Source organism: Citrobacter sp. CRE-46, assembly GCF_059615875.1.
Genome location: NZ_CM184341.1, coordinates 1301135 through 1325401, shown reverse-complemented (window position 1 = coordinate 1325401; position 24267 = coordinate 1301135). Strand labels below are relative to the sequence as shown.

General features: G+C 51.4%; 23 protein-coding genes, 1 tRNA gene, 1 rRNA gene and 1 other annotated feature. Of the genes, 12 read left to right on the top strand and 13 right to left on the bottom strand.

Annotation, left to right across the window (positions count from 1 at the left end):
- Nucleotides 1-163: 163 nt before the first annotated feature.
- The 5 genes from AC534G_RS06265 to rluD form a co-directional block, all read right to left on the bottom strand.
- A tRNA-Glu gene (locus tag AC534G_RS06265) sits at nucleotides 164-239 on the bottom strand.
- Nucleotides 240-324: 85 nt separating this feature from the next.
- Nucleotides 325-1864: ribosomal RNA gene (locus AC534G_RS06260) — 16S ribosomal RNA — on the bottom strand.
- Between the two features lie 416 nt (nucleotides 1865-2280).
- Complete coding sequence (gene clpB / locus AC534G_RS06255) at nucleotides 2281-4854, bottom strand: ATP-dependent chaperone ClpB (protein ID WP_038642736.1); 2574 nt, start codon at nucleotides 4852-4854, stop codon at nucleotides 2281-2283.
- A gap of 129 nt (nucleotides 4855-4983) precedes the next feature.
- Nucleotides 4984-5715 carry a purine nucleoside phosphorylase YfiH gene (gene yfiH / locus AC534G_RS06250; RefSeq protein WP_110497124.1) on the bottom strand — a complete coding sequence of 244 codons (732 nt, stop codon included), beginning with the start codon at nucleotides 5713-5715 and terminating at the stop codon, nucleotides 4984-4986.
- On the bottom strand, nucleotides 5712-6692 hold the full coding sequence (gene rluD / locus AC534G_RS06245) for a 23S rRNA pseudouridine(1911/1915/1917) synthase RluD (protein WP_038642740.1): 981 nt from the start codon (nucleotides 6690-6692) through the stop codon (nucleotides 5712-5714). Before rluD ends, yfiH begins: the two co-directional genes overlap by 4 nt.
- Nucleotides 6693-6823: 131 nt before the next feature.
- On the opposite strand from rluD, the gene bamD reads away from it, so the two are divergent.
- The 4 genes from bamD (at nucleotide 6824) to pheA (ending at nucleotide 9581) form a co-directional block, all read left to right on the top strand.
- Nucleotides 6824-7561, top strand: coding sequence for an outer membrane protein assembly factor BamD (gene bamD, locus AC534G_RS06240; RefSeq protein ID WP_005130417.1), 738 nt, complete (start codon nucleotides 6824-6826; stop codon nucleotides 7559-7561).
- A 270-nt stretch (nucleotides 7562-7831) separates the two neighbouring features.
- Nucleotides 7832-8170, top strand: coding sequence for a ribosome-associated translation inhibitor RaiA (gene raiA, locus AC534G_RS06235; RefSeq protein WP_110497122.1), 339 nt, complete (start codon nucleotides 7832-7834; stop codon nucleotides 8168-8170).
- A 102-nt stretch (nucleotides 8171-8272) separates the two neighbouring features.
- Nucleotides 8273-8398 (top strand) — a sequence feature (Phe leader region).
- Nucleotides 8274-8321, top strand: coding sequence for a pheA operon leader peptide PheL (gene pheL / locus AC534G_RS06230; RefSeq protein WP_100250063.1), 48 nt, complete (start codon nucleotides 8274-8276; stop codon nucleotides 8319-8321). It overlaps the preceding feature by 48 nt.
- A gap of 22 nt (nucleotides 8399-8420) precedes the next feature.
- Nucleotides 8421-9581 carry a bifunctional chorismate mutase/prephenate dehydratase gene (pheA, locus tag AC534G_RS06225; protein ID WP_038642743.1) on the top strand — a complete coding sequence of 387 codons (1161 nt, stop codon included), beginning with the start codon at nucleotides 8421-8423 and terminating at the stop codon, nucleotides 9579-9581.
- Nucleotides 9582-9623: 42 nt separating this feature from the next.
- Here pheA and tyrA read toward each other — a convergent pair whose 3' ends face one another.
- Both tyrA and aroF read right to left on the bottom strand, forming a co-directional pair.
- Complete coding sequence (gene tyrA / locus AC534G_RS06220) at nucleotides 9624-10745, bottom strand: bifunctional chorismate mutase/prephenate dehydrogenase (protein WP_038642745.1); 1122 nt, start codon at nucleotides 10743-10745, stop codon at nucleotides 9624-9626.
- A gap of 10 nt (nucleotides 10746-10755) precedes the next feature.
- Nucleotides 10756-11826, bottom strand: a complete 1071-nt coding sequence (gene aroF, locus AC534G_RS06215) for a 3-deoxy-7-phosphoheptulonate synthase AroF (protein WP_042313300.1) — start codon at nucleotides 11824-11826, stop codon at nucleotides 10756-10758.
- Between the two features lie 215 nt (nucleotides 11827-12041).
- Here aroF and AC534G_RS06210 point away from each other — a divergent pair, with 215 nt between their 5' ends.
- From AC534G_RS06210 to AC534G_RS06195, 4 genes are all read left to right on the top strand, one after another.
- Entirely contained in the window at nucleotides 12042-12416 is a 375-nt protein-coding gene (locus AC534G_RS06210) for a DUF2799 domain-containing protein (protein WP_038642749.1), read from the top strand.
- Nucleotides 12417-12574: 158 nt separating this feature from the next.
- The gene (yfiR, locus tag AC534G_RS06205) at nucleotides 12575-13093 is read left to right on the top strand and encodes a regulatory sequestration protein YfiR (protein ID WP_038642751.1); all 519 of its coding nucleotides are present in this window, start codon (nucleotides 12575-12577) and stop codon (nucleotides 13091-13093) included.
- On the top strand, nucleotides 13086-14309 hold the full coding sequence (gene dgcN, locus AC534G_RS06200) for a diguanylate cyclase DgcN/YfiN (protein WP_110497118.1): 1224 nt from the start codon (nucleotides 13086-13088) through the stop codon (nucleotides 14307-14309). The genes yfiR and dgcN overlap by 8 nt, the downstream gene beginning before the upstream one ends.
- Nucleotides 14310-14321: 12 nt before the next feature.
- Nucleotides 14322-14804, top strand: a complete 483-nt coding sequence (locus tag AC534G_RS06195) for an OmpA family protein (protein ID WP_038642755.1) — start codon at nucleotides 14322-14324, stop codon at nucleotides 14802-14804.
- 139 nt (nucleotides 14805-14943) lie between these two features.
- Here AC534G_RS06195 and rplS read toward each other — a convergent pair whose 3' ends face one another.
- The 5 genes from rplS to ffh all read right to left on the bottom strand — a co-directional run bounded on the left by rplS (nucleotide 14944) and on the right by ffh (nucleotide 18571).
- Nucleotides 14944-15291, bottom strand: a complete 348-nt coding sequence (gene rplS / locus AC534G_RS06190) for a 50S ribosomal protein L19 (protein ID WP_006687325.1) — start codon at nucleotides 15289-15291, stop codon at nucleotides 14944-14946.
- Between the two features lie 39 nt (nucleotides 15292-15330).
- On the bottom strand, nucleotides 15331-16098 hold the full coding sequence (gene trmD / locus AC534G_RS06185; RefSeq protein WP_003031232.1) for a tRNA (guanosine(37)-N1)-methyltransferase TrmD: 768 nt from the start codon (nucleotides 16096-16098) through the stop codon (nucleotides 15331-15333).
- Between the two features lie 44 nt (nucleotides 16099-16142).
- On the bottom strand, nucleotides 16143-16691 hold the full coding sequence (rimM, locus tag AC534G_RS06180) for a ribosome maturation factor RimM (RefSeq protein ID WP_003031230.1): 549 nt from the start codon (nucleotides 16689-16691) through the stop codon (nucleotides 16143-16145).
- Between the two features lie 18 nt (nucleotides 16692-16709).
- Nucleotides 16710-16958 carry a 30S ribosomal protein S16 gene (rpsP, locus tag AC534G_RS06175; protein WP_003031228.1) on the bottom strand — a complete coding sequence of 83 codons (249 nt, stop codon included), beginning with the start codon at nucleotides 16956-16958 and terminating at the stop codon, nucleotides 16710-16712.
- A 251-nt stretch (nucleotides 16959-17209) separates the two neighbouring features.
- Nucleotides 17210-18571, bottom strand: coding sequence for a signal recognition particle protein (ffh, locus tag AC534G_RS06170; RefSeq protein WP_110497116.1), 1362 nt, complete (start codon nucleotides 18569-18571; stop codon nucleotides 17210-17212).
- Nucleotides 18572-18737: 166 nt separating this feature from the next.
- Here ffh and AC534G_RS06165 point away from each other — a divergent pair, with 166 nt between their 5' ends.
- On the top strand, nucleotides 18738-19529 hold the full coding sequence (locus AC534G_RS06165) for a cytochrome C assembly family protein (protein WP_042313291.1): 792 nt from the start codon (nucleotides 18738-18740) through the stop codon (nucleotides 19527-19529).
- Between the two features lie 18 nt (nucleotides 19530-19547).
- Nucleotides 19548-20837: an HlyC/CorC family transporter gene (locus AC534G_RS06160; RefSeq protein WP_038642758.1), complete on the top strand. Its 1290-nt coding sequence runs from the start codon at nucleotides 19548-19550 to the stop codon at nucleotides 20835-20837.
- A gap of 49 nt (nucleotides 20838-20886) precedes the next feature.
- Here AC534G_RS06160 and grpE read toward each other — a convergent pair whose 3' ends face one another.
- Nucleotides 20887-21480, bottom strand: coding sequence for a nucleotide exchange factor GrpE (gene grpE, locus AC534G_RS06155; protein ID WP_038642760.1), 594 nt, complete (start codon nucleotides 21478-21480; stop codon nucleotides 20887-20889).
- 121 nt (nucleotides 21481-21601) lie between these two features.
- Here grpE and nadK point away from each other — a divergent pair, with 121 nt between their 5' ends.
- Entirely contained in the window at nucleotides 21602-22480 is an 879-nt protein-coding gene (nadK, locus tag AC534G_RS06150) for an NAD(+) kinase (RefSeq protein WP_038642764.1), read from the top strand.
- An 85-nt stretch (nucleotides 22481-22565) separates the two neighbouring features.
- Entirely contained in the window at nucleotides 22566-24227 is a 1662-nt protein-coding gene (gene recN, locus AC534G_RS06145) for a DNA repair protein RecN (RefSeq protein ID WP_110497112.1), read from the top strand.
- Nucleotides 24228-24267 lie beyond the last annotated feature (40 nt).

The window sequence follows — 24267 nt, the reverse complement described above, 5'->3', positions numbered from 1 at the left end:
CTCGAACACACCTTTTATCTGTTCTTATTACGGAGAACAGACACAGTGTGTCGTTTCAATTTTCAGCTTGATCCAGATTTTTAAAGAGCAAATATCTCAAACATCACCCGAAGATGAGTTTTGAGATATCAGGGTGCGCGTCTTTCACTCACGAACCAGCAAGTGGCGTCCCCTAGGGGATTCGAACCCCTGTTACCGCCGTGAAAGGGCGGTGTCCTGGGCCTCTAGACGAAGGGGACACTGAAGTCTCAATCGCAAGACGCCTTGCTATTCACTTTTCATCAGACAATCTGTGTGAGCACTACAAAGGTCGGTTCTTTAAGGTAAGGAGGTGATCCAACCGCAGGTTCCCCTACGGTTACCTTGTTACGACTTCACCCCAGTCATGAATCACAAAGTGGTAAGCGCCCTCCCGAAGGTTAAGCTACCTACTTCTTTTGCAACCCACTCCCATGGTGTGACGGGCGGTGTGTACAAGGCCCGGGAACGTATTCACCGTGGCATTCTGATCCACGATTACTAGCGATTCCGACTTCATGGAGTCGAGTTGCAGACTCCAATCCGGACTACGACATACTTTATGAGGTCCGCTTGCTCTCGCGAGGTCGCTTCTCTTTGTATATGCCATTGTAGCACGTGTGTAGCCCTACTCGTAAGGGCCATGATGACTTGACGTCATCCCCACCTTCCTCCAGTTTATCACTGGCAGTCTCCTTTGAGTTCCCGACCGAATCGCTGGCAACAAAGGATAAGGGTTGCGCTCGTTGCGGGACTTAACCCAACATTTCACAACACGAGCTGACGACAGCCATGCAGCACCTGTCTCAGAGTTCCCGAAGGCACCAAAGCATCTCTGCTAAGTTCTCTGGATGTCAAGAGTAGGTAAGGTTCTTCGCGTTGCATCGAATTAAACCACATGCTCCACCGCTTGTGCGGGCCCCCGTCAATTCATTTGAGTTTTAACCTTGCGGCCGTACTCCCCAGGCGGTCGACTTAACGCGTTAGCTCCGGAAGCCACGCCTCAAGGGCACAACCTCCAAGTCGACATCGTTTACGGCGTGGACTACCAGGGTATCTAATCCTGTTTGCTCCCCACGCTTTCGCACCTGAGCGTCAGTCTTTGTCCAGGGGGCCGCCTTCGCCACCGGTATTCCTCCAGATCTCTACGCATTTCACCGCTACACCTGGAATTCTACCCCCCTCTACAAGACTCTAGCCTGCCAGTTTCGGATGCAGTTCCCAGGTTGAGCCCGGGGATTTCACATCCGACTTGACAGACCGCCTGCGTGCGCTTTACGCCCAGTAATTCCGATTAACGCTTGCACCCTCCGTATTACCGCGGCTGCTGGCACGGAGTTAGCCGGTGCTTCTTCTGCGAGTAACGTCAATCGCTGTGGTTATTAACCACAACGCCTTCCTCCTCGCTGAAAGTACTTTACAACCCGAAGGCCTTCTTCATACACGCGGCATGGCTGCATCAGGCTTGCGCCCATTGTGCAATATTCCCCACTGCTGCCTCCCGTAGGAGTCTGGACCGTGTCTCAGTTCCAGTGTGGCTGGTCATCCTCTCAGACCAGCTAGGGATCGTCGCCTAGGTGAGCCGTTACCCCACCTACAAGCTAATCCCATCTGGGCACATCCGATGGCAAGAGGCCCGAAGGTCCCCCTCTTTGGTCTTGCGACATTATGCGGTATTAGCTACCGTTTCCAGTAGTTATCCCCCTCCATCGGGCAGTTTCCCAGACATTACTCACCCGTCCGCCACTCGTCACCCGAGAGCAAGCTCTCTGTGCTACCGTTCGACTTGCATGTGTTAGGCCTGCCGCCAGCGTTCAATCTGAGCCATGATCAAACTCTTCAATTTAAGTTTGATGCTCGTGAATTAAACTTCGTAATGAATTACGTGTTCACTCAGAGACTTGGTATTCATTTTTCGTCTTGCGACGTTAAGAATCCGTATCCTCGAGTGCCCACACAGATTGTCTGATAAATTGTTAAAGAGCAGTGCCGCTTCGCTTTTTCTCAGCGGCGCGGGGTGTGCATATTACGCTATCCCGCTTCAGAGTCAAGCGTTTATTTACGCTTTTCTCCGCTGACCCGGCGGCGTGTAATCCGTTGTTCCGTGTCAGTGGAGGCGCATTATAGGGAGTTATTTCAGGCTGACAAGTAAAAAATACAAAAAACTTATCAAACGATTACTTTTCACTCAATCCTTCTATTTTTGCCTGGTTTTTAAACAAAAACGAGCCCCACAGGGCTCGTTTATTATCGTTTTGTGACTTACTGCACTGCCACGATACGGTCGTCGTTCACTTCCAGGCGAATGGCTTTGCCAGGAATCAGCTCCCCAGACAAAATTTGCTGCGCCAGCGGGTTTTCGATCTGTTGCTGGATAGCGCGTTTCAATGGACGCGCGCCATATACCGGATCGTAACCATTCGCACTCAGCAGTTTGAGCGCTTCGTCAGAGATATGGATTTCATAGCCACGCTCTTCCAGACGTTTATACAGACGCTGCAGTTGGATCTGAGCAATAGAAGCAATGTGCTGCTCACCCAACGGATGGAATACCACAACCTCATCTATACGGTTGATAAATTCCGGACGGAAGTTATGGCTCACAACGCCCAGCACCATATCCTTCATGTGGCTGTAATCGAGCTCGCCAAAACGTTCCTGGATCAGATCAGAGCCCAGGTTCGAAGTCATGATGACCACCGTATTACGGAAGTCGACCGTTCTCCCCTGCCCGTCGGTCAGACGACCATCGTCAAGCACCTGCAACAGAATGTTGAACACATCCGGATGCGCTTTCTCCACTTCATCCAGCAGGATGACGGAGTAAGGACGACGGCGCACTGCTTCAGTGAGATACCCCCCCTCTTCGTAGCCGACATATCCCGGAGGCGCACCGACCAGACGAGACACCGAGTGTTTCTCCATAAACTCGGACATATCGATACGCACCATTGCATCGTCACTGTCGAACATAAAGTTTGCCAGCGCTTTACACAGTTCGGTTTTACCGACACCGGTCGGCCCAAGGAACAGGAATGAACCAATCGGACGGTTCGGGTCAGACAGCCCAGCACGGCTACGGCGAATCGCGTTAGATACCGCTTCAACCGCTTCGTTCTGGCCAATCACACGGCTGTGCAACTCCTGCTCCATACGCAACAGTTTTTCCCGTTCGCCTTCCAACATGCGGGCAACCGGGATCCCCGTCCAACGCGCCAGCACTTCAGCAATTTCTGCATCGGTCACTTTGTTACGCAACAGACGCATAGTTTTACCTTCCGACTGGGTAGCGGCTTCCAGCTGTTTTTCCAGCTCCGGGATTTTACCGTACTGCAGCTCGGACATCCGCGCCAGGTCGCCCACACGACGCGCCTGCTCGATGGCGATCTTCGCCTGCTCCAGCTCAGCCTTAATCGTCTGAGTACCGGAGAGCGAGGCTTTTTCCGCTTTCCACTCTTCTTCTAACTCAGAATACTGGCGCTCTTTGTCGTCCAGTTCTTCGTTGAGCATATCAAGACGTTTTTTACTCGCCTCATCAGACTCTTTCATTAATGCCTGCTGTTCCAGTTTGAGCTGGATAATACGGCGGTCGAGTCTGTCCAGTTCTTCCGGCTTGGAGTCAATCTGCATACGAATGCTGGATGCCGCTTCATCGATCAGGTCGATGGCTTTATCCGGCAACTGACGGTCGGCAATATAGCGGTGAGACAGCGTCGCTGCCGCAACAATCGCCGGGTCAGTGATCTGCACATGGTGGTGCAGCTCATAACGTTCTTTCAGACCACGCAAAATGGCGATGGTGTCTTCTACTGAAGGTTCAGCCACAAACACTTTCTGGAAACGGCGTTCCAGCGCCGCATCTTTTTCGATGTACTGACGATATTCATCGAGCGTGGTTGCGCCTACGCAGTGCAGTTCCCCACGCGCCAGCGCCGGTTTCAGCATGTTCCCGGCGTCCATGGCGCCATCGGCTTTACCTGCGCCAACCATGGTATGCAGCTCATCAATAAACAGAATGACATTGCCTTCTTGTTTAGAGAGATCGTTCAGCACACCTTTTAAACGTTCTTCAAACTCGCCACGATATTTTGCCCCGGCCACCAGCGCGCCCATATCCAGCGCCAGTACGCGGCGGCCTTTTAAGCCTTCCGGCACTTCGCCATTGATAATACGCTGCGCCAGTCCTTCAACGATGGCGGTTTTACCGACGCCAGGTTCACCAATCAATACCGGGTTATTTTTAGTACGACGTTGCAGCACCTGAATGGTGCGGCGAATTTCTTCATCACGACCGATAACCGGATCGAGCTTGCCCTGTTCGGCGCGTTCGGTCAGATCGACGGTATATTTTTTCAAGGCCTGACGTTGGTCTTCAGCTCCCTGATCATTCACGCTTTCACCTCCACGCATTTGTTCAATTGCCTGAGTGATATTGGCGGTCGTCGCCCCTGCTGATTTTAATAAATCGGTCAGCGTACCGCGTGACTCAAGCGCCGCCAGAACGAACAGTTCTGACGAAATAAAGTTGTCCCCACGTTTTTGCGCCAGCTTGTCGCAAAGATTCAGTACACGCACCAGATCCTGAGAAGGCTGCACATCACCGCCGGTACCTTCTACCTGCGGCAAGCGGCTCAACGCCTGGTCAATGGCTGTACGTAACTGGCCGGCATTAATGCCAGCAGAGGTTAATAAAGGACGTACCGATCCCCCTTCCTGATTCAGCAAGGCGCTCATTAGATGAAGTGGTTCGATGAATTGATTGTCGTGCCCCAATGCGAGTGACTGGGCATCGGCAAGAGCAAGCTGGAATTTATTAGTAAGACGATCCAGACGCATAACTCCTCCCATAACAGGTCAAAATTGCTACTGGAGATTAAATGAGGTCATCCCTCAATTATTCAAGGTGAATGACCTGAATTATGTGAAAAGAAAATTACACGTACCGGATCGTCTTGATTCTTTAGGTTATATCAGCCAAATAAAACTTGCCATACGACCCGTGGTATTGTCGCGACGATAAGAGAAGAAAGTCTCACTTTCGCTGAAGGTGCACCGGTCACCGCCGTAGAGGTGCGTCACGCCGACATTTGCCAGACGCTGGCGCGCAAGCTGGTAGATATCCGCCAGATATTTGTCTGCGCGCGGTACAAATGCGAGGTCCGCCTGCGGATCATGCGCCATGAACGCTGCGCGGACTTCTGGCCCCACTTCAAACGCGTTCGGGCCAATCGCCGGGCCTAGCCAGGCAATAATGTTTTCAGGTTTGTCGGCAAAACACGCCACCGTCTCTTCCAGCACACCGGCGCATAATCCGCGCCAACCTGCATGGGCCGCCGCGACTTCCGTACCTGCACGATTACAAAATAGTACGGGCAGACAGTCCGCCGTCATCACCGCACACACGGTACCAGGCGTATTGCTGTATGACGCATCCGCACGTTTGGAGGAGTACGGCTCGCCCGTCAGTTTCAGGACGTCCTTGCCGTGAACCTGTTCCAGCCAGACTGGCTTTGAAGGCAGATTGCCCGCAGCAAACAGTCGTTTGCGGTTCTCTTCGACATGCTCCGGGTTATCGCCGCAATGGGCGCCCAGATTCAGCGAATCATAAGGCGGCATACTGATACCGCCAATACGGGTAGAACTACATGCCGCAACACCTTGCGGTAGCGGCCACTGCGGGACAATTAGCTTACTCATAACCAGGCAATATCATCCTTATGTTCTTCGAAATCAGCGCGCATCACTTCAATCAATTCCACCATATCTTGCGGAATTGGCGCATGCCATTCCATTTCGATACCGGAAATCGGGTGATACAGACGCAGCATGGTCGCGTGCAGCGCCTGACGGTCGAACTTACGCAATACGGAAATAAATTCGTCAGAAGCGCCTTTTGGTGGACGCGGACGACCACCGTAGACCGGATCGCCCACCAGCGGATGGGTGATATGCGCCATGTGCACGCGGATCTGGTGCGTACGTCCGGTTTCCAGACGCAACCGCAGACGCGTGTGCACACGGAAGTGTTCCATAATACGATAGTGCGTCACCGCCGGTTTACCCATCGGGTGTACCGCCATGTGTGTACGCTTGGTCGGGTGACGGCTAATCGGCTCTTCAACGGTTCCGCCCGCTGTCATATGACCAATCGCCACGGCTTCGTACTCACGGGTAATTTCACGCAGCTGTAATGACTCCACCAGACGCGTTTGCGCCGGAACGGTTTTTGCTACCACCATTAATCCGGTCGTGTCTTTGTCCAGACGATGGACGATACCCGCGCGAGGAACATCCGCAATTGGCGGGTAGTAATGCAGCAACGCATTCAATACCGTGCCATCAGGATTGCCTGCGCCCGGATGCACCACGAGGTCACGCGGTTTGTTGATAACAAGAATGTCATCATCTTCATACACGATATCCAGCGGGATATCCTGAGGTTCAAAACGAACCTCTTCGTCAATTTCTGCATTGATGGAGACCTGCTCTCCACCCAACACTTTTTCTTTCGGTTTATCGCAAAGATTGCCATTTACCAGCACGCGCTGGTCGAGGATCCATTCTTTTATGCGCGATCGCGAATAATCAGGGAACAATTCGGCCAAAGCCTGATCTAAGCGTTGACCGAGCTGATTTTCGGAGACTGTTGCGGTGAGTTCTACTCGTTGTGCCATAAACTGCTTCTTTGTTTAACGTTGGGTTTTACGGCTTTGCCGTTTAATATAGTGTGCTATTGTAGCTGGTCTTAACCGGGAGCAGGAACAGAGAATCTCCCGTAAAACATTTTGAGGAAAGTCAAAACGTCATGACGCGCATGAAATATCTGGTGGCAGCAGCCACGTTGAGCCTGTTTTTGGCGGGTTGCTCTGGTTCAAAGGAAGAGGTGCCCGATAATCCGCCAAATGAAATCTACGCGACTGCTCAGCAAAAGCTGCAGGACGGTAACTGGAAACAGGCAATAACGCAATTGGAAGCGTTGGATAACCGTTATCCATTTGGACCGTATTCTCAGCAGGTGCAATTAGATCTCATCTACGCCTACTACAAAAACGCCGATCTGCCACTTGCTCAGGCTGCCATCGATCGTTTTATCCGTCTTAATCCGACACACCCTAACATTGATTATGTCATGTATATGCGTGGCCTGACCAATATGGCGTTGGATGATAGCGCACTGCAAGGATTCTTTGGGGTTGATCGCAGCGATCGCGATCCACAACATGCCCGAGCTGCGTTTAATGACTTTTCCAAACTGGTACGTGGCTACCCGAACAGCCAGTACACCACTGACGCCACTAAACGTCTGGTGTTCCTGAAAGATCGTCTGGCGAAGTATGAATACTCCGTTGCGGAATATTACACTGCCCGTGGCGCATGGGTGGCGGTGGTAAACCGTGTGGAAGGCATGCTGCGCGACTACCCGGATACCCAGGCAACGCGTGATGCTCTGCCGTTAATGGAAAACGCTTATCGCCAGATGCAAATGAATGCGCAGGCAGAAAAAGTAGCGAAAATCATTGCCGCCAACAGCAGTAACACCTGATTTACCTCAGAATGCAAAACGGCAGCCCCAAGGGCTGCCGTTTTTTTATCCGTTTACGCCATAACTGAAGCGGTTTAGCTCCAACGCATCTCATCAAATATGGCCTGCTTTCTGCTATTCCTCAAGTAAAAAATCGCTTGTTCCTGCGGTGCCTCACAAAAAGGTTTTCTTGACAAAAAGCGACAAAATAATGTGATTTAAATCACACATTTTGACATTAAGAACGGTATGCTGGAATCACCAAGACGGGAAAGACAAGAGGTAAAATTTATGACAATGAACATTACCAGTAAACAAATGGAAATTACTCCGGCAATTCGCCAGCATGTCGCAGACCGTCTCGCCAAACTTGAAAAATGGCAAACTCATCTGATTAATCCACATATCATTCTGTCTAAGGAGCCACAGGGTTTCATTGCTGATGCCACCATCAATACACCGAACGGACATCTGGTCGCCAGCGCAAAACACGAGGATATGTACACCGCAATTAACGATTTGATCAACAAGCTGGAACGGCAGCTCAATAAAGTGCAGCACAAAGGCGAAGCCCGTCGTGCAACAACTTCAGTCAAAGAAGCTAACTTCGTCGAAGCAGAAGAAGAGTAGTCCCTTACATTGAGTGTATCGCCAACGCGCCTTCGGGCGCGTTTTTTGTTGACAGGGTGAAAACAGTACGGGTACTTTACTGACGTAGCCAAAGGAAAATTACATGAAACTTGTCCCGTTCTTCTTCGCATTCTTTTTTACCTTCCCCTGAATGGGAGGCGTTTCGTCGTGTGATAAAGAATGCGAAGACGAACAATAAGGCCTCCCACAACGGGGGGCCTTTTTTATTGATAACAAGAAAGGCAACACTATGACATCGGAAAACCCATTGCTGGCGCTGCGCGATAAAATCAGTTCGCTGGATGAAAAATTACTGGCCCTGCTGGCTGAACGGCGTGGGCTGGCCGTAGAAGTCGGTAAAGCTAAACTGCTTTCACATCGTCCAGTACGTGATATCGACCGCGAACGCGATCTGTTAGACCGGCTGATTCAGCTTGGCAAAGCGCATCATCTCGACGCGCACTATATCACCCGCTTGTTCCAACTGATTATCGAAGACTCCGTCCTGACGCAGCAGGCACTGCTCCAGCAACATCTGAACAAAATTAACCCCCATTCCGCGCGCGTCGCCTTCCTTGGGCCAAAAGGCTCATACTCACACCTCGCCGCACGTCAGTACGCTGCCCGTCATTTTGAACAATTCATTGAAAGCGGCTGCGCGAAATTTGCCGATATCTTTAATCAGGTCGAAACCGGACAAGCTGACTATGCGGTGGTCCCGATTGAAAACACCAGCTCCGGTGGGATTAACGACGTCTACGACCTGCTGCAGCACACCAGTCTGTCTATCGTTGGCGAGATGACTATTACGATTGACCACTGCGTACTGGTATCCGGCACAACCGATCTCGAGACCATTGATACGGTATACAGCCACCCGCAGCCGTTCCAACAGTGCAGCAAGTTCCTGAGCCGTTACCCACACTGGAAGATTGAGTACACCGAAAGCACCTCAGCGGCGATGGAAAAAGTTGCACAAGCTAACTCACCGCGCGTAGCCGCATTGGGGAGCGAAGCCGGAGGCGTACTGTATGGTTTGCAGGTTCTCGAGCATATCGAAGCAAACCAGACACAAAACATCACCCGCTTTGTGGTACTGGCACGCAAGGCTATCAATGTTTCCGACCAGGTTCCGGCGAAAACCACGCTGCTGATGGCAACAGGCCAACAGGCCGGTGCGCTGGTTGAAGCGCTGCTGGTACTGCGCAACCATAATCTGATTATGACTAAACTGGAGTCACGCCCGATTCACGGCAATCCATGGGAAGAGATGTTTTATCTTGATATCCAGGCGAATCTGGAATCCCCCCAAATGCAAAAGGCGTTAAAGGAATTGGGGGAGATTACGCGTTCGATGAAAGTGCTGGGATGTTACCCGAGTGAGAACGTGGTGCCGGTCGATCCGAGTTAACGTGACAATGCCGGATGGCGCTAAGCTTATCCGGCATCTTACTTAAGGACGGCTGTCATTCGCCTGGCGCAACAAAGTACGGCTTTCGCTCTGGAAGCGTTTCGCATAATCGCCAAACCAGTGCTCCACCTTACGGAAGCTGTCGATAAACGCTTGCTTATCGCCCTGCTCCAGTAAACCAATCGCCTCACCAAAACGTTGATAGTAGCGTTTGATCAGCGCAAGGTTGCTCTCAGACGACATAATGATATCGGCATACAGCTGCGGATCCTGGGCAAACAGGCGTCCAACCATCGCCAGTTCAAGGCGGTAAATCGGCGAAGAGAGCGCCAGCAATTGTTCCAGTTGCACGTTTTCTTCCGCCAGGTGCAGACCATAAGCGAAGGTCGCAAAGTGACGCAAGGCCTGAATAAACGCCATATTCTGGTCGTGTTCAACGGCGCTGATCCGATGCAGCCGCGCGCCCCAGACCTGAATCTGTTCCAGGAACCACTGATAGGCTTCCGGCTGACGTCCATCACACCAGACAACCACCTGTTTTGCCAGACTGCCGCTGTCCGGACCAAACATGGGATGTAATCCCACCACCGGACCATCGTGCGCTGCCAGCATCGCCTGTAAAGGACCATTTTTCACCGATGCCAAATCGACCAGGATACAGTCAGACGGCAGACGCGGTAATTTAGCGATCACCTGCTCGGTGACGTGGATCGGCACGCTGACGATCACCATGCCTGCATCAGAGACGATCTCCGACGCGCGATCCCAGTCCTGCTGTTCCAGGATCCGCACCTGATAACCTGACAGAGTGAGCATTTTTTCGAAAAGACGCCCCATCTGACCACCGCCGCCGACGATCACTACCGGTCGTAGGGAAGGACAAAGCGTTTTAAATCCTTTGTCATTTTCACTGGAGTAGGACTCGCGCATAACCCGGCGCAGCACATCTTCAATCAGATCCGGCGGTACGCCAAGGGCTTCCGCTTCCGCGCGGCGTGAAGCCAGCATAGAGGCCTCCCGCTCCGGCACGTAAATCGGCAGCCCAAAGCGGCTTTTTACTTCACCGACTTCAGCAACCAGCTCCAGGCGGCGTGCCAGCAAATCCAGCAGCGCCTTGTCGACTTCATCAATTTGATCGCGTAATGCGGTCAATTCAGCAACCATAACCAACCTCTTATGCTACACGCGCCGACAGCTGGCCGTTTAAATCCTGGCTAATTTCACGCAGTAGCGCATCCGTCATTTCCCAGCTAATGCATGCATCGGTTACGGACACGCCGTATTTCATTGCGCTGCGCGGCTGTTCGGAAGACTGGTTGCCTTCATGAATATTACTTTCAATCATCAAACCAATGATCGAGCGATTGCCATCTTTGATTTGCGCAATCACGGATTCAGCCACGGCAGGCTGACGGCGGTAATCTTTATTGGAGTTACCATGACTGCAATCTACCATCAGGGAAGGCCTTAGTCCCGCCTGTTCCATCTCTTTTTCGCACTGGGCAACATCTGCCGGGCTGTAGTTCGGCGCTTTGCCGCCACGCAGGATCACATGACCGTCCGGATTGCCCTGAGTTTGCAGCAGCGCTACCTGCCCTGCCTGGTTAATACCGACAAAACGGTGTGACTGCGCCGCGGCACGCATGGCGTTGATCGCGGTGGCCAGGCTGCCGTCAGTGCCGTTCTTAAAGCCAACCGGCATCGAAAGACCAGAAGCCATTTCACGGTGAGTCTGTGATTCCGTGGTACGCGCACCGATTGCCGACCAGCTAAACAGATCGCCCAGGTATTGCGGGCTATTAGGATCCAGGGCTTCAGTTGCCAGCGGGAGTCCCATATTTACCAGTTCAAGCAGCAGTTGACGCGCAATTTTCAGTCCAGCTTCAACATCAAAAGAGCCATCCATATGAGGATCGTTAATTAACCCTTTCCAACCAACGGTAGTACGGGGTTTTTCAAAATAGACGCGCATCACCAGGTAGAGGTTATCGCTGACCTCTGCGGCAAGGGCTTTAAATCGACGAGCGTACTCAATTGCCATTTCAGGATCGTGAATGGAGCACGGACCACATACCACCAGCAGACGCGGATCGCGACCGGAGATAATATCTGAAATGGTTTTACGCGACTGGGCGATTTGCGCCTCTTGTGCCTGGCTCAGCGGAAATTCAGCTTTCAGCTGTTCCGGAGTCATCAGAACCTGTTCGTCGGTAATATGTACGTTGTTCAGCGCGTCTTTTTGCATGATGGTGATCCTGTTTAGCTCGTTTGCGATAGTTGATCCTCAGCGAGGAGGAAATAACGATATCACAACAGGTAAAGATTTCAATCCATAATCCGTAAATTTTAATTTACAGCGCGCTATTAAGCACTAAATAAAGCCTATCTTGGTGTACATTTAAATTTACATCATCTTGATATCAGATCCACTATGCTTAAAAAAACGCGGGAGCACAGGCAATGAAGCAACTCATCAGCACCTTATTAATACTACTTCTTAGCGGATGTCAGATAGACCCCTATACTCACGCCCCTACCTGGACTGGCACCGACTGGTACGATGCCGGGATACGCGATGCCATTTCAGGCTATGCGGTTAAAGATAATGAAATTCTTGCCGACAATTACAATGATCCAGAAGTCGATCGTACGGAATATCTTAAGGGTTACGCCGAGGGACAACGTAAAACCTGCCAGCAGGATTTTGTTTACGCCAGGGGTCTGGCCGGGAAAACCTTTCCCCCAAGTTGCGATACTGTCGAAAATGTTGACCAGTTACACAACGCCTGGCAAAAAGGGGCAAACGAAGGTAATGCCGCTATAAGATTAAATTAAACAATAACTTATATTTTATATGCACATAAGATTTAACTTAAATTATCCATAGCTTTATACCCGGAATAATGACGACTTAGGAAAATAATGTTATTTTGTCTCAAACAATCTTGAGTGTATTTCGACGCTTTACGGCAACCGCTGGTAGGTAACTATTCATGAGCTATTCTTACCGACTCATACTTCTACTGGCACTGCTCCTGACCGGATTACCGCTGTACGCCCAGAGCGTTACGGAAGAAGCAAAATCTGTACGCGCGATGGTTTCCGGCATCGTCAGTTATACACACTGGCCTGCACTTTCCGGGCCACCAAAACTGTGTATTTTCTCTTCATCGCGTTTTTCCAGTGTACTGGGAGATACCAGTACTGGTGCTTTACCCTATCTTCCCGTCATCATTCGTACGGAACAAGAAATATTAGTTTCGCAGTGTGATGGTTTTTATTTTGGAAAAGAATCCCCTGGTTATCAGGTGGAATTAAAGAATAAATATCCGACAAAGGCACTGTTATTAATCGCTGAACAGAATCCCGAATGCGTTATTGGCAGTGCCTTTTGCCTCATAATTAAAGATGAAGATGTGAGATTTTCCGTAAATATGGATTCCCTTTCACGCAGTGGCGTAAGGGTCAGTCCAGACGTATTGATGCTTGCACGGAATAAAAAGCATGGATAAGGGCCATTCTCCCATAACACGCCCGACGTTTAAGCGGACATTACGGCGTATCAGCATAATCAGCGTCCTGGTCACCATGACGTTGATCTGGCTACTGCTTAGCATTTCCTCCGTGCTGGCATTAAGACAGTATGCGCAAAAGAACCTGGACCTGACCGCAGCCACGATGACTCGTACACTTGAAGCTGCATTAGTCTTTTCTGACAGTGTTGCGGCAACAGAAACTCTGGCGGCACTAGGGCAACAAGGGCAGTTTTCCGTAGCGGAAGTGCGTAATAAAAATCAGAACGTGATCGCCACCTGGCGCTATGACGCGCAGGACACCACTGAAAGGATCAGCGGTTTGATCAGCCACTGGCTGTTTCCGCAACCGGTCACGCAGCCCATTTTGCATAATGGCAATGTTATTGGTGAAGTGCGCCTGACTGCCCGCGATAGCGTGATCAGCCATTTCATTTATTTGTCGCTGGCCGTTCTTACCGGATGCATTCTGCTGGCATCAGGCATAGCATTAATGCTCACTCGCTATTTGCACAATGGCGTAGTAGAAGCCCTGCAAAATATCACCGAGGTGGTACATGATGTCCGTACCAACCGTAACTTTTCACGACGTGTTTCAGAAGAACGTATCGAAGAATTTCATCTTTTTGCCCAGGATTTTAATAGCCTGCTGGACGAGATGGAGGAATGGCAACTTCGGTTGCAGGCAAAGAACGCTCAGCTTTTGCGTACCGCATTACATGATCCTCTGACAGGACTGGCAAATCGCGCCGCATTTCGCAGCAGCATTAACGCCCTGATGAACGACGATGCTGCCCGCAGCAGTTCTGCATTGCTATTCCTTGATGGTGATAATTTTAAATTTATTAACGATACCTGGGGCCACGCAGCGGGCGACCGTGTCCTGATTGAAGTTGCAAAAAGGCTGTCCGAGTTTGGAGGTGATCGACATCACCCCTACAGGCTTGGCGGCGATGAGTTTGCCATGGTGCTGTATAGCGTTCACTCAGAATACGAAGTTCAGCGTATCTGTGCCGCACTGTCACAAGCGTTTAACCGACCTTTTGACCTGCACAATGGTCATCTGGCAAGCATGACACTCAGCATTGGCTTTGCGCTGACGTGGGAACATGCCTCTGCCGAGAAATTACAAGAACTTGCCGATCAAAATATGTATCAGGCCAAACATTTGCGTTCTGAACGCATTATTAAATAAGGAATTACACACATGTTAAAACGCCTATTTTCACCGTTTTTTCTGCTTTTACTGATCGTGGCAGGCTGTCAGGCACCTCAGGGAAAATTTACCCCAGAGCAAATTGCAGCTATGAAATCGTACGGATTTAGCGAAGTTTCAGGAGACTGGTCTCTTGGCCTGTCTGACAATATCCTGTTTGATAAAAACGACTATAAGCTACGTCCGGAAAGTGAAAAGCAGATTCAGGAAATGGCATCCAAACTGGCTGCTACCGGGCTAAACCATGCTCGTCTGGATGGTCATACGGATAACTACGGCGAAGACAGCTACAACGAGGCTCTGTCGCTCAAACGCGCGAATGTCGTGGCCGATGCCTGGGCACAAGGCGCTAATATTCCCCGTACCAATCTGACCACCCAGGGACTCGGGAAGAAATACCCTATCGCCAGTAACCAGACCTCTAAAGGTCGTGCTGAAAACCGCCGTGTCGCGGTCGTGATCGCCACACCGTAATCATCCCCGGCTGACTGTATCCAGAGAGTATGTAAAGTTCCCCGGCAGTCAGTCTGTTCCCCATCAGTAAATATCGCGATAAAAAAAGGGCCAGCCTTTCGGCCAGCCCTTTTCTAACAGGATGTCGCTTGCGCGAATCTTAGTTAAGACGCTCTTTGATACGAGCAGACTTACCAGTGCGCTCACGCAGGTAGTACAGTTTAGCTTTACGAACAGCACCACGACGTTTAACAGCAATGCTGTCAACTACCGGAGAGTGAGTCTGGAAGACACGCTCAACGCCTTCGCCGTTGGAAATTTTACGAACAGTGAATGCAGAGTGCAGACCGCGGCTACGAATAGCGATAACCACGCCCTCAAATGCCTGCAGACGTTTTTTGGAACCTTCAACAACCCATACTTTCACTTCCACGGTATCACCCGGACGGAAGGAAGGTACGTCCTGCTTCATCTGTTCTTGTTCAAGTTGCTTAATAATGTTGCTCATAATTTAATCTCTTATCCTGGGTAAACTGATATTGGGGGCTTACGCCTGCCCATCATGTTTATGTTGCTGTTGTGCGTGTTCCTTTTTGAACTCCGCCAGCAACCTTGCTTGCTCTTCAGTCAGAGCCAGGTTTTCCAGAAGTTCAGGTCTTCTAAGCCAGGTCCGGCCCAGCGACTGTTTCAAACGCCAGCGACGTATCTCAGCGTGGTTCCCCGACAGTAATACTGCCGGTACTTCCATCTGCTCTAACACTTCAGGTCGGGTATAGTGTGGACAGTCCAGCAACCCGTCAGCAAACGAATCTTCGATTGCTGATGCTTCATGACCCAGAACCCCCGGAATAAACCGGGAAACGGAATCGATCAGCGTCATTGCCGGTAACTCACCACCGCTGAGGACGTAATCGCCGATTGACCATTCTTCATCAATTTCGGTTTGAATCACGCGCTCATCGATACCTTCATAGCGACCACACACCAGAATCAGCTTTTGATTCGTGGCCAGTTCGCTGACGCCCGCTTGATCAAGCTTGCGTCCCTGAGGTGACAGATAAATCACCTTTGCGCCTTCACCAGCCGCAGCTTTTGCTGCATGAATGGCGTCCCGTAAGGGTTGCACCATCATTAACATCCCCGGTCCGCCGCCATAAGGACGATCGTCCACGGTACGGTGCCGGTCATGAGTAAAGTCTCGAGGACTCCAGCTCTGGATGTTCAGCAGGCCATTTTTTACTGCCCGGCCAGTTACCCCGTAATCGGTAATTGCGCGGAACATTTCAGGAAACAGGCTAACGATACCTATAAACACAAGCCAATCCCCATAACGCCGACTTTTACCGTTTATCCGGTGGTTTAAAAACCAGGATCCCAATCTACTTCGATAGTACGAGTAGCGAGATCGACTTTCTTGATAACCTGCCCATCGAGGAACGGTACAAGACGTTCCTTGATACCAAACGCATCTTTCAGGTTTGCCTTGATGACGATGACGTCATTCGAACCGGTTTCCATCATATCGACGACTTTACCGAGATCGTAGCCTTCAGTGGTCACTACCTGGCAGCCCATAAGGTCTTTCCAGTAGTAGGAACCATCTTCCAGCGCTGGCAACTGCGAGGAATCCACGACAATTTCGCAATTGGTCAGTAGATTCGCCGAATCACGATCGTCAACGCCTTTCAGCTTGATGATCAGATCCTGATTGTGGTGCTTCCAGCTTTCCAGCTGTACTTGCTGCCACTGACCCGCCTTCTGGATAAACCAGGGCTGATAGTCAAAAATGCTTTCGGCGTCTTCAGTGGAAGAAAACACTCTGAGCCAACCACGAATACCGTAAGAAGACCCCATTTTCCCCAAAACGATGGGTTCCACAGGAGCCTGCGCGGCGAGTTGCTTGCTCATCATGACCACCGTGACAGATTAAGCTGCTTTGTTTGCTGCTTTGATCAGCGTAGCTACGCGATCAGAAATAGTCGCGCCCTGGCCAACCCAGTGAGCGATGCGATCCAGATCCAGGCGAGTGCCTTCTTCTTTTTCGCTAGCGATTGGGTTAAAGAAGCCAACGCGCTCGATGAAGCGACCGTTGCGTGCATTACGGCTGTCGGTGACAACAACCTGGTAGAACGGACGCTTTTTAGCGCCGTGACGAGCTAAACGAATAGTAACCATAACATCCTCTTGTGTGAATAAAACACCGGGCCCCATCGAGGGAAGGGACCCGGTGTCATATTAAAAGCCCGAAAATTTTACTGATTTCTGGGAAAAAAGCAATCAACAGTTAATAACTCTGCTGTAGAAGGCCGTCGGCGGCGCAGCGAGTTCGGTGCCGGCGTGCGCGCAGCCACCGCAGCGTACACACAGTACGTGAGGATGGCGAGCACACCCCGGTGCCGAAGTAGCAAGTGAGCCAAGCCGGGAAATTAGCGGCCCGGGAAGCCTGGCGGCATCATCCCCTTCATACTCCGCATCATCTTCGCCATCCCGCCTTTCTTCATTTTCTTCATCATGCGCTGCATGTCGTCGAACTGTTTCAGAAGGCGGTTAACGTCCTGTACCTGCATGCCGCAGCCGGTAGCAATACGGCGTTTACGGGAACCTTTGATGATTTCCGGCTTAGCGCGTTCTTTCATCGTCATCGAGTTGATGATGGCTTCCATACGCACCAGCACTTTATCGTCCATCTGCGATTTCACATTGTCAGGGATCTGACCCATACCCGGCAGTTTGCCCATCAGGCTTGCCATACCGCCCATGTTTTTCATCTGCTTGAGCTGCTCAAGGAAATCGTTGAGATCGAAGCCGTCGCCTTTTTTCAGCTTGCTGGCTAATTTCTCTGCCTGCGCGCGGTCAACTTTGCTTTCGATATCTTCGATCAGCGACAGCACGTCGCCCATGCCGAGAATACGTGAAGCAATACGATCCGGGTGGAACGGCTCCAGCGCTTCGGTTTTCTCGCCGACACCGAGGAATTTAATCGGCTTGCCGGTGATATGACGAATAGAAAGCGCCGCACCGCCACGAGCATCACCATCAACTTTGGTCAGCACCACGCCGGTTAATGGCAGCGCTTCGTTAAAGGCTTTTGCGGTATTGGCGGCATCCTGACCGGTCATCGCATCGACGACAAACAGCGTTTCTACCGGCTTGATAGAAGCGTGGACCTGTTTGATTTCGTCCATCATCGCTTCGTCAACGTGCAGACGACCGGCGGTATCCACCAGCAGCACGTCGTAGAATTTGAGTTTGGCTTCTTTCAGCGCGGCGTTGACGATATCGACCGGTTTTTGACCGACATCCGACGGGAAGAAGTCCACACCAACCTGCTCGGCCAGCGTTTCCAGCTGTTTAATCGCCGCCGGGCGATAAACGTCCGCGGAGACCACCAGCACTTTCTTCTTGTGCTTCTCACGCAGGAATTTCCCCAGCTTACCCACGCTGGTGGTTTTACCTGCCCCCTGCAAGCCCGCCATCAGCACGACGGCAGGCGGCTGAGCAGTCAGATTCAGGGTCTGGTTTTCTTCGCCCATTGCCGCAACCAGCTCGTTACGGACAATCTTGACGAACTCCTGACCCGGCGTCAGGCTTTTGTTAACTTCATGACCAACCGCTTTCTCTTTTACGCGATTGATAAACTCACGCACTACCGGCAGCGCTACGTCAGCCTCCAGCAGCGCCATGCGCACTTCGCGCAGCGTCTCTTTAACGTTGTCTTCAGTAAGGCGTCCACGGCCACTGATATTGCGCAGCGTGCGCGACAAACGATCGGTTAAATTATCAAACATTGTCTCTCGCCTGGGGTGGAAACGGTCGGTCGCGACAGCGACACATCAACAGAAATTTGTCGCAGTATAACATGAAGCCGCCTTTGTTGTTATGCAACGGTTGGAGCAGCGGTCACGTAACGCTATACTGCTTTTCTTTATCACTGGTCAACTGTCGACACCTAATATGCCCGTTTTTGCTCTGCTCGCCCTTGTCGCCTACTCAGTCAGCCTCGCGCTGATTATTCCCGCTCTGCTGCAAAAAAACAGCGGCTGGCGGCGTATGGCTATTCTTTCTGCGGTCGTCGCGCTGGTAAGCCATGCTATCGCCCTGGAAGCGCGTATCCTGCCCGGCGGTGAAAGCGGACAAAACCTGAGCCTGTTGAACGTTGGCTCGCTGGTTAGCCTGATGATCTGCACGGTAATGACTATCGTCGCTTCACGCAACCGTGGCTGGCTATTACTGCCCATTGTCTACGCCTTTGCTCTGATCAACCTCGCCTTCGCGACGTTTATGCCTAACGAGTTCATCACTCATCTCGAAGCGACACCGGGCATGATGATTCACATCGGGCTATCGCTGTTTGCTTACGCCACGCTGATTATCGCCGCGCTGTATGCACTACAGCTGGCCTGGATCGATTATCAATTGAAAAACAAAAAACTGGCGTTCAGTAATGAAATGCCGCCACTGATGAGCATTGAGCGGAAAATGTTTCATATCACCCAGATCGGCGTGGTTCTGCTGACGCTCACTCTGTGTACTGGCCTGTTTTACATGCATAACCTGTTCAGTACTGAAAATATTGATAAAGCCGTTCTTTCTATCGTGGCATGGTTTGTCTATATCGTTCTGTTGTGGGGGCATTACCATGAAGGCTGGCGCGGACGTCGCGTCGTATGGTTTAACGTCGCAGGCGCAGTCATTCTGACGCTGGCCTATTTCGGCAGCCGTATACTGCAGCAGTTCGTGAGTTAAATCTTTAAGGAACCCTACGTGGAACACATCTCCACCACCACGCTCATTGTCACGCTTCTCATTATGGTGGTCATTTCCGCCTATTTTTCCGGTTCTGAAACCGGAATGATGACTCTGAATCGCTATCGTCTGCGGCATCGGGCCAAGCAAGGTAATCGTCAGGCAAAACGCGTTGAAAAGTTACTTCGCAAGCCGGATCGCCTGATAAGCCTGGTACTGATCGGGAATAACCTGGTGAATATTCTGGCCTCTGCGCTTGGCACTATTGTCGGTATGCGCCTGTATGGCGATGCCGGCGTCGCCATCGCCACCGGGGTGCTAACGTTTGTGGTGCTGGTTTTTGCCGAAGTACTGCCAAAGACCATTGCCGCGCTGTATCCAGAAAAAGTCGCCTACCCGAGCAGTTTTTTGCTGGCCCCCCTGCAAATCATCATGATGCCGCTGGTCTGGTTGCTTAATACCATCACCCGTCTGCTGATGCGCATGATGGGTATCAAAACGGATATCGTGGTGAGCGGTTCGCTGAGTAAAGATGAACTGCGAACGCTGGTGAATGAATCACGTTCCCAAATCTCACGTCGTAATCAGGATATGCTGCTGTCCGTTCTGGATCTGGAAAAAGTCAGCGTCGATGACATCATGGTGCCGCGCAGTGAAATCATCGGCATTGATATTAACGACGACTGGAAATCAATCGTGCGCCAGCTTTCGCACTCCCCCCACGGTCGTATTGTGCTGTACCGCGACTCACTCGACGATGCCATCAGTATGCTGCGCGTACGCGAAGCCTGGCGATTAATGGCGGAGAAAAAAGAGTTCACCAAAGAGACCATGTTACGCGCGGCTGACGAAATTTATTACGTCCCGGAAGGTACGCCCCTCAGCACCCAGCTCATTAAATTTCAGCGCAATAAGAAGAAAGTGGGTCTGGTGGTCAATGAATATGGCGATATTCAGGGGCTGGTCACGGTCGAAGATATTCTGGAAGAGATTGTCGGCGATTTCACCACGTCAATGTCACCGACGCTTGCCGAAGAGGTGACGCCGCAGAATGATGGCTCAGTGATCATTGACGGCAGCGCCAACGTTCGTGAAATCAATAAGGCGTTTAACTGGCACCTGCCGGAGGATGACGCACGTACCGTGAACGGTATTATTCTTGAAGCGCTGGAAGAGATCCCGGTTGCCGGCACGCGAGTGCGTATTGGGCAGTACGATATCGATATTCTCGACGTGCAGGACAATATGATCAAACAGGTACAGGTGTTGCCGGTTACACCGCTACGCGAGAGCGTATCGGACCAGTGAGAGGAGTCCGGACCGGGTAGCGCATCAGCATTACCCGGCCCGAGGCTGATTAGCCTTTGGCTTTCGCCACGGAGACCATCGCCGCACGGATGGTACGTCCGTTCAGGGTATAGCCTTTTTGCATGACCATCAGCACATTACCGGCAGCAACGTCGTCAGACTCTACCATTGCAATGGCCTGATGCACGTTCGGGTCCATCGGCACATCGATATCCGCAACCACCTGCACACCAAACTTCGCCACCACATCCAGCATTGACTTACGCGTCAGCTCAATACCTTCAATCATCGGCGCCATCGCATCATTGTCTTTGTCCGCCACTTCCAGCGCACGATCCAGACTGTCCAGCACCGGCAGCAGCTCGTTGACGAATTTTTCCAGCGCAAATTTATGCGCTTTTTCTACGTCCAGTTCGGTACGACGACGCAGGTTTTCCATTTCCGCTTTGATACGCAACACGCTGTCGCGCTCGCGAGTTTCGGCCTCAGCAAGCTGAGCTTCCAGATTCGCAATTTTTTCATCGCGCGGATCCACCTGCTCAGCAGAAGCGTCTGGTTCAACCGCCTCAACTTCTTCGTGCTGATCCATGATAATTTCTTCCGGGGCTTGCCCCTCAGGCGTTTTCTGTTCTTTACTACTCATGAATTTCTCCGCGTTTTTTCGCATTCATCTCGCTAACCTGGATTATTATGGGGATAAGATTCAGGGTTTCAAGGGAAGTACTCACATTGTCACTAATCTTCGTTACAAGGACCTCGAGAAAATGAACAATCATTTCAAGTGTATTGGCATTGTGGGGCATCCACGTCACCCCACTGCACTGACAACACATGAAATGCTCTACCGTTGGCTGTGCACCAAAGGTTATGAGGTTATCGTGGAGCAACAAATCGCTCACGAGCTACAGCTGAAAAATGTGAAAACCGGTACGCTCGCGGAGATTGGCCAGCAGGCAGACCTCGCCGTCGTCGTCGGTGGCGACGGCAATATGCTGGGCGCTGCGCGCACCCTGGCACGTTATGACATCAAGGTTATCGGCATTAACCGTGGTAACCTCGGTTTCCTCACCGACCTCGATCCAGACAATGCCCACCAACAATTAGCCGACGTGCTGGAAGGCCACTACATCAGCGAAAAACGCTTTTTACTCGAAGCCCAGGTATGCCAGCAGGATTGCCAGAAGCGCATCAGCACCGCAATCAACGAAGTGGTACTGCATCCAGGCAAAGTGGCGCACATGATTGAGTTCGAAGTGTATATCGATGAAATCTTTGCTTTCTCTCAGCGTTCCGACGGGCTAATTATCTCCACGCCTACCGGTTCTACCGCCTACTCCCTCTCTGCCGGAGGTCCAATTCTGACGCCTTCCCTGGATGCTATTACGCTGGTACCGATGTTCCCGCATACGCTTTCCGCGCGTCCGCTGGTGATCAATAGCAGCAGCACCATTCGTCTACGTTTCTCGCATCGCCGTAGCGATCTGGAGATCAGCTGCGACAGCCAAATCGCCCTGCCGATACAGGAAGGGGAGGACGTATTGATCCGTCGCTGTGATTATCATCTGAACCTGATACATCCAAAAGATTACAGCTATTTCAATACATTAAGTACAAAACTGGGCTGGTCAAAAAAATTATTCTAATTTAACGCCAACCTCTTTACTGTATAAAAAACCAGTTTATACTGTATGTAATTACAGTTATGGTTTTTCATACAGGAAAACAGCTATGTTGGCACAACTGACCATCAGCAATTTTGCTATCGTTCGTGAACTTGAGATCGATTTCCAGAACGGCATGACCGTCATCACCGGTGAGACAGGTGCGGGTAAGTCCATTGCCATTGATGCTCTCGGTTTGTGCCTGGGCGGGCGCGCAGACGCTGACATGGTGCGCGCAGGCGCTGCGCGAGCCGACCTCTGCGCCCGTTTCGCCTTAAAAGACACCCCAGCAGCTCTGCGCTGGCTGGAAGAGAACCAGCTTGAAGATGGCCGTGAGTGCTTGCTGCGTCGCGTGATCAGCAGCGACGGCCGCTCCCGTGGCTTTATTAACGGTACCGCCGTTCCGCTGTCACAGCTTCGTGAGCTGGGCCAGCTGCTGATTCAAATCCACGGTCAGCACGCGCACCAGCTTCTGACGAAATCCGAACACCAAAAATTCCTGCTTGATGGTTACGCCAATGAAGCATCCCTGACCCAGGAAATGACCGCGCGCTATCAGCTATGGCACCAAAGCTGCCGCGATCTGGCGCATCATCAGCAACAAAGTCAGGAACGCGCAGCACGGGCGGAACTGTTGCAATATCAGCTAAAAGAATTGAACGAATTCAACCCGCAGCCGGGCGAGTTTGAGCAAATTGATGAAGAGTACAAGCGTCTGGCTAACAGCGGGCAATTGCTCACCACCAGCCAGCAGGCGCTGGCTATCCTCGCGGATGGCGAAGACATCAATCTGCAGAGCCAATTGTACACCGCAAAGCACCTGGTCACTGAACTCGCAGGCATGGACGGCAAACTTTCCGGTATCCTGGATATGCTGGAAGAGGCAACCATTCAGCTCAGTGAAGCCAGCGATGAACTGCGCCACTATTGCGATCGTCTGGATTTAGACCCTAACCGTTTGTTCGAACTTGAGCAGCGTATTTCAAAGCAAATCTCGTTGGCACGTAAGCATCACGTCTCCCCGGAAGCGTTGCCGCAGTTCTATCAGTCTTTGTTAGATGAGCAACAGCAACTTGACGATCAGGCCGACTCGCTCGAAACCTTAACCCTGGCGGTGAACAATCACCACCAGCAGGCGCTGGAAACAGCAAAAAGGTTGCACCAACAGCGCCAGCATTATGCTGAGGAACTGGGACAACTCATTACCGAGAGTATGCATACCCTTTCGATGCCGCATGGTCTCTTTTGCATTGATGTAAAATTTGATGAGCACCATCTGAGCGCGGACGGTGCCGATCGCGTGGAGTTTAAAGTTACCACTAACCCGGGTCAGCCGTTACAGCCGATCGCGAAAGTTGCTTCTGGCGGCGAGCTGTCGCGCATCGCTCTGGCTATTCAGGTTATTACCGCACGTAAAATGGAAACCCCGGCGCTGATTTTCGATGAGGTTGATGTGGGCATCAGCGGTCCGACGGCTGCGGTCGTGGGCAAAATGCTGCGTCAGTTGGGGGAATCAACCCAGGTTATGTGCGTAACTCACCTGCCGCAGGTTGCTGGTTGTGGTCATCAACATTTCTATGTCAGCAAGGAAACTGACGGCGCAATGACGGAAACACACATGCAACCGCTTGATAAACGCGCGCGTCTGCAGGAGTTAGCCCGCTTACTTGGCGGAAGCGAAGTCACGCGCAATACCCTCGCAAACGCAAAAGAACTGCTGGCGGCATAAACTTTTTTCCCTTGTGAAGGTCTGAGTTCAACATAAAATC

Bases quoted from the DNA above. Each gene is read 5' to 3' on its own strand.
- rimM (WP_003031230.1), bottom strand. From the start codon at position 16,691: ATGAGCAAGCAACTCGCCGCGCAGGCTCCTGTGGAACCCATCGTTTTG.
- pheA (WP_038642743.1), top strand. From the start codon at position 8,421: ATGACATCGGAAAACCCATTGCTGGCGCTGCGCGATAAAATCAGTTCG.
- bamD (WP_005130417.1), top strand. From the start codon at position 6,824: ATGACGCGCATGAAATATCTGGTGGCAGCAGCCACGTTGAGCCTGTTT.
- AC534G_RS06210 (WP_038642749.1), top strand. From the start codon at position 12,042: ATGAAGCAACTCATCAGCACCTTATTAATACTACTTCTTAGCGGATGT.
- clpB (WP_038642736.1), bottom strand. From the start codon at position 4,854: ATGCGTCTGGATCGTCTTACTAATAAATTCCAGCTTGCTCTTGCCGAT.
- raiA (WP_110497122.1), top strand. From the start codon at position 7,832: ATGACAATGAACATTACCAGTAAACAAATGGAAATTACTCCGGCAATT.
- aroF (WP_042313300.1), bottom strand. From the start codon at position 11,826: ATGCAAAAAGACGCGCTGAACAACGTACATATTACCGACGAACAGGTT.
- yfiH (WP_110497124.1), bottom strand. From the start codon at position 5,715: ATGAGTAAGCTAATTGTCCCGCAGTGGCCGCTACCGCAAGGTGTTGCG.
- AC534G_RS06195 (WP_038642755.1), top strand. From the start codon at position 14,322: ATGTTAAAACGCCTATTTTCACCGTTTTTTCTGCTTTTACTGATCGTG.
- ffh (WP_110497116.1), bottom strand. From the start codon at position 18,571: ATGTTTGATAATTTAACCGATCGTTTGTCGCGCACGCTGCGCAATATC.
- dgcN (WP_110497118.1), top strand. From the start codon at position 13,086: ATGGATAAGGGCCATTCTCCCATAACACGCCCGACGTTTAAGCGGACA.
- rluD (WP_038642740.1), bottom strand. From the start codon at position 6,692: ATGGCACAACGAGTAGAACTCACCGCAACAGTCTCCGAAAATCAGCTC.
- tyrA (WP_038642745.1), bottom strand. From the start codon at position 10,745: ATGGTTGCTGAATTGACCGCATTACGCGATCAAATTGATGAAGTCGAC.
- yfiR (WP_038642751.1), top strand. From the start codon at position 12,575: ATGAGCTATTCTTACCGACTCATACTTCTACTGGCACTGCTCCTGACC.
- nadK (WP_038642764.1), top strand. From the start codon at position 21,602: ATGAACAATCATTTCAAGTGTATTGGCATTGTGGGGCATCCACGTCAC.
- rpsP (WP_003031228.1), bottom strand. From the start codon at position 16,958: ATGGTTACTATTCGTTTAGCTCGTCACGGCGCTAAAAAGCGTCCGTTC.
- rplS (WP_006687325.1), bottom strand. From the start codon at position 15,291: ATGAGCAACATTATTAAGCAACTTGAACAAGAACAGATGAAGCAGGAC.
- recN (WP_110497112.1), top strand. From the start codon at position 22,566: ATGTTGGCACAACTGACCATCAGCAATTTTGCTATCGTTCGTGAACTT.
- AC534G_RS06165 (WP_042313291.1), top strand. From the start codon at position 18,738: ATGCCCGTTTTTGCTCTGCTCGCCCTTGTCGCCTACTCAGTCAGCCTC.
- grpE (WP_038642760.1), bottom strand. From the start codon at position 21,480: ATGAGTAGTAAAGAACAGAAAACGCCTGAGGGGCAAGCCCCGGAAGAA.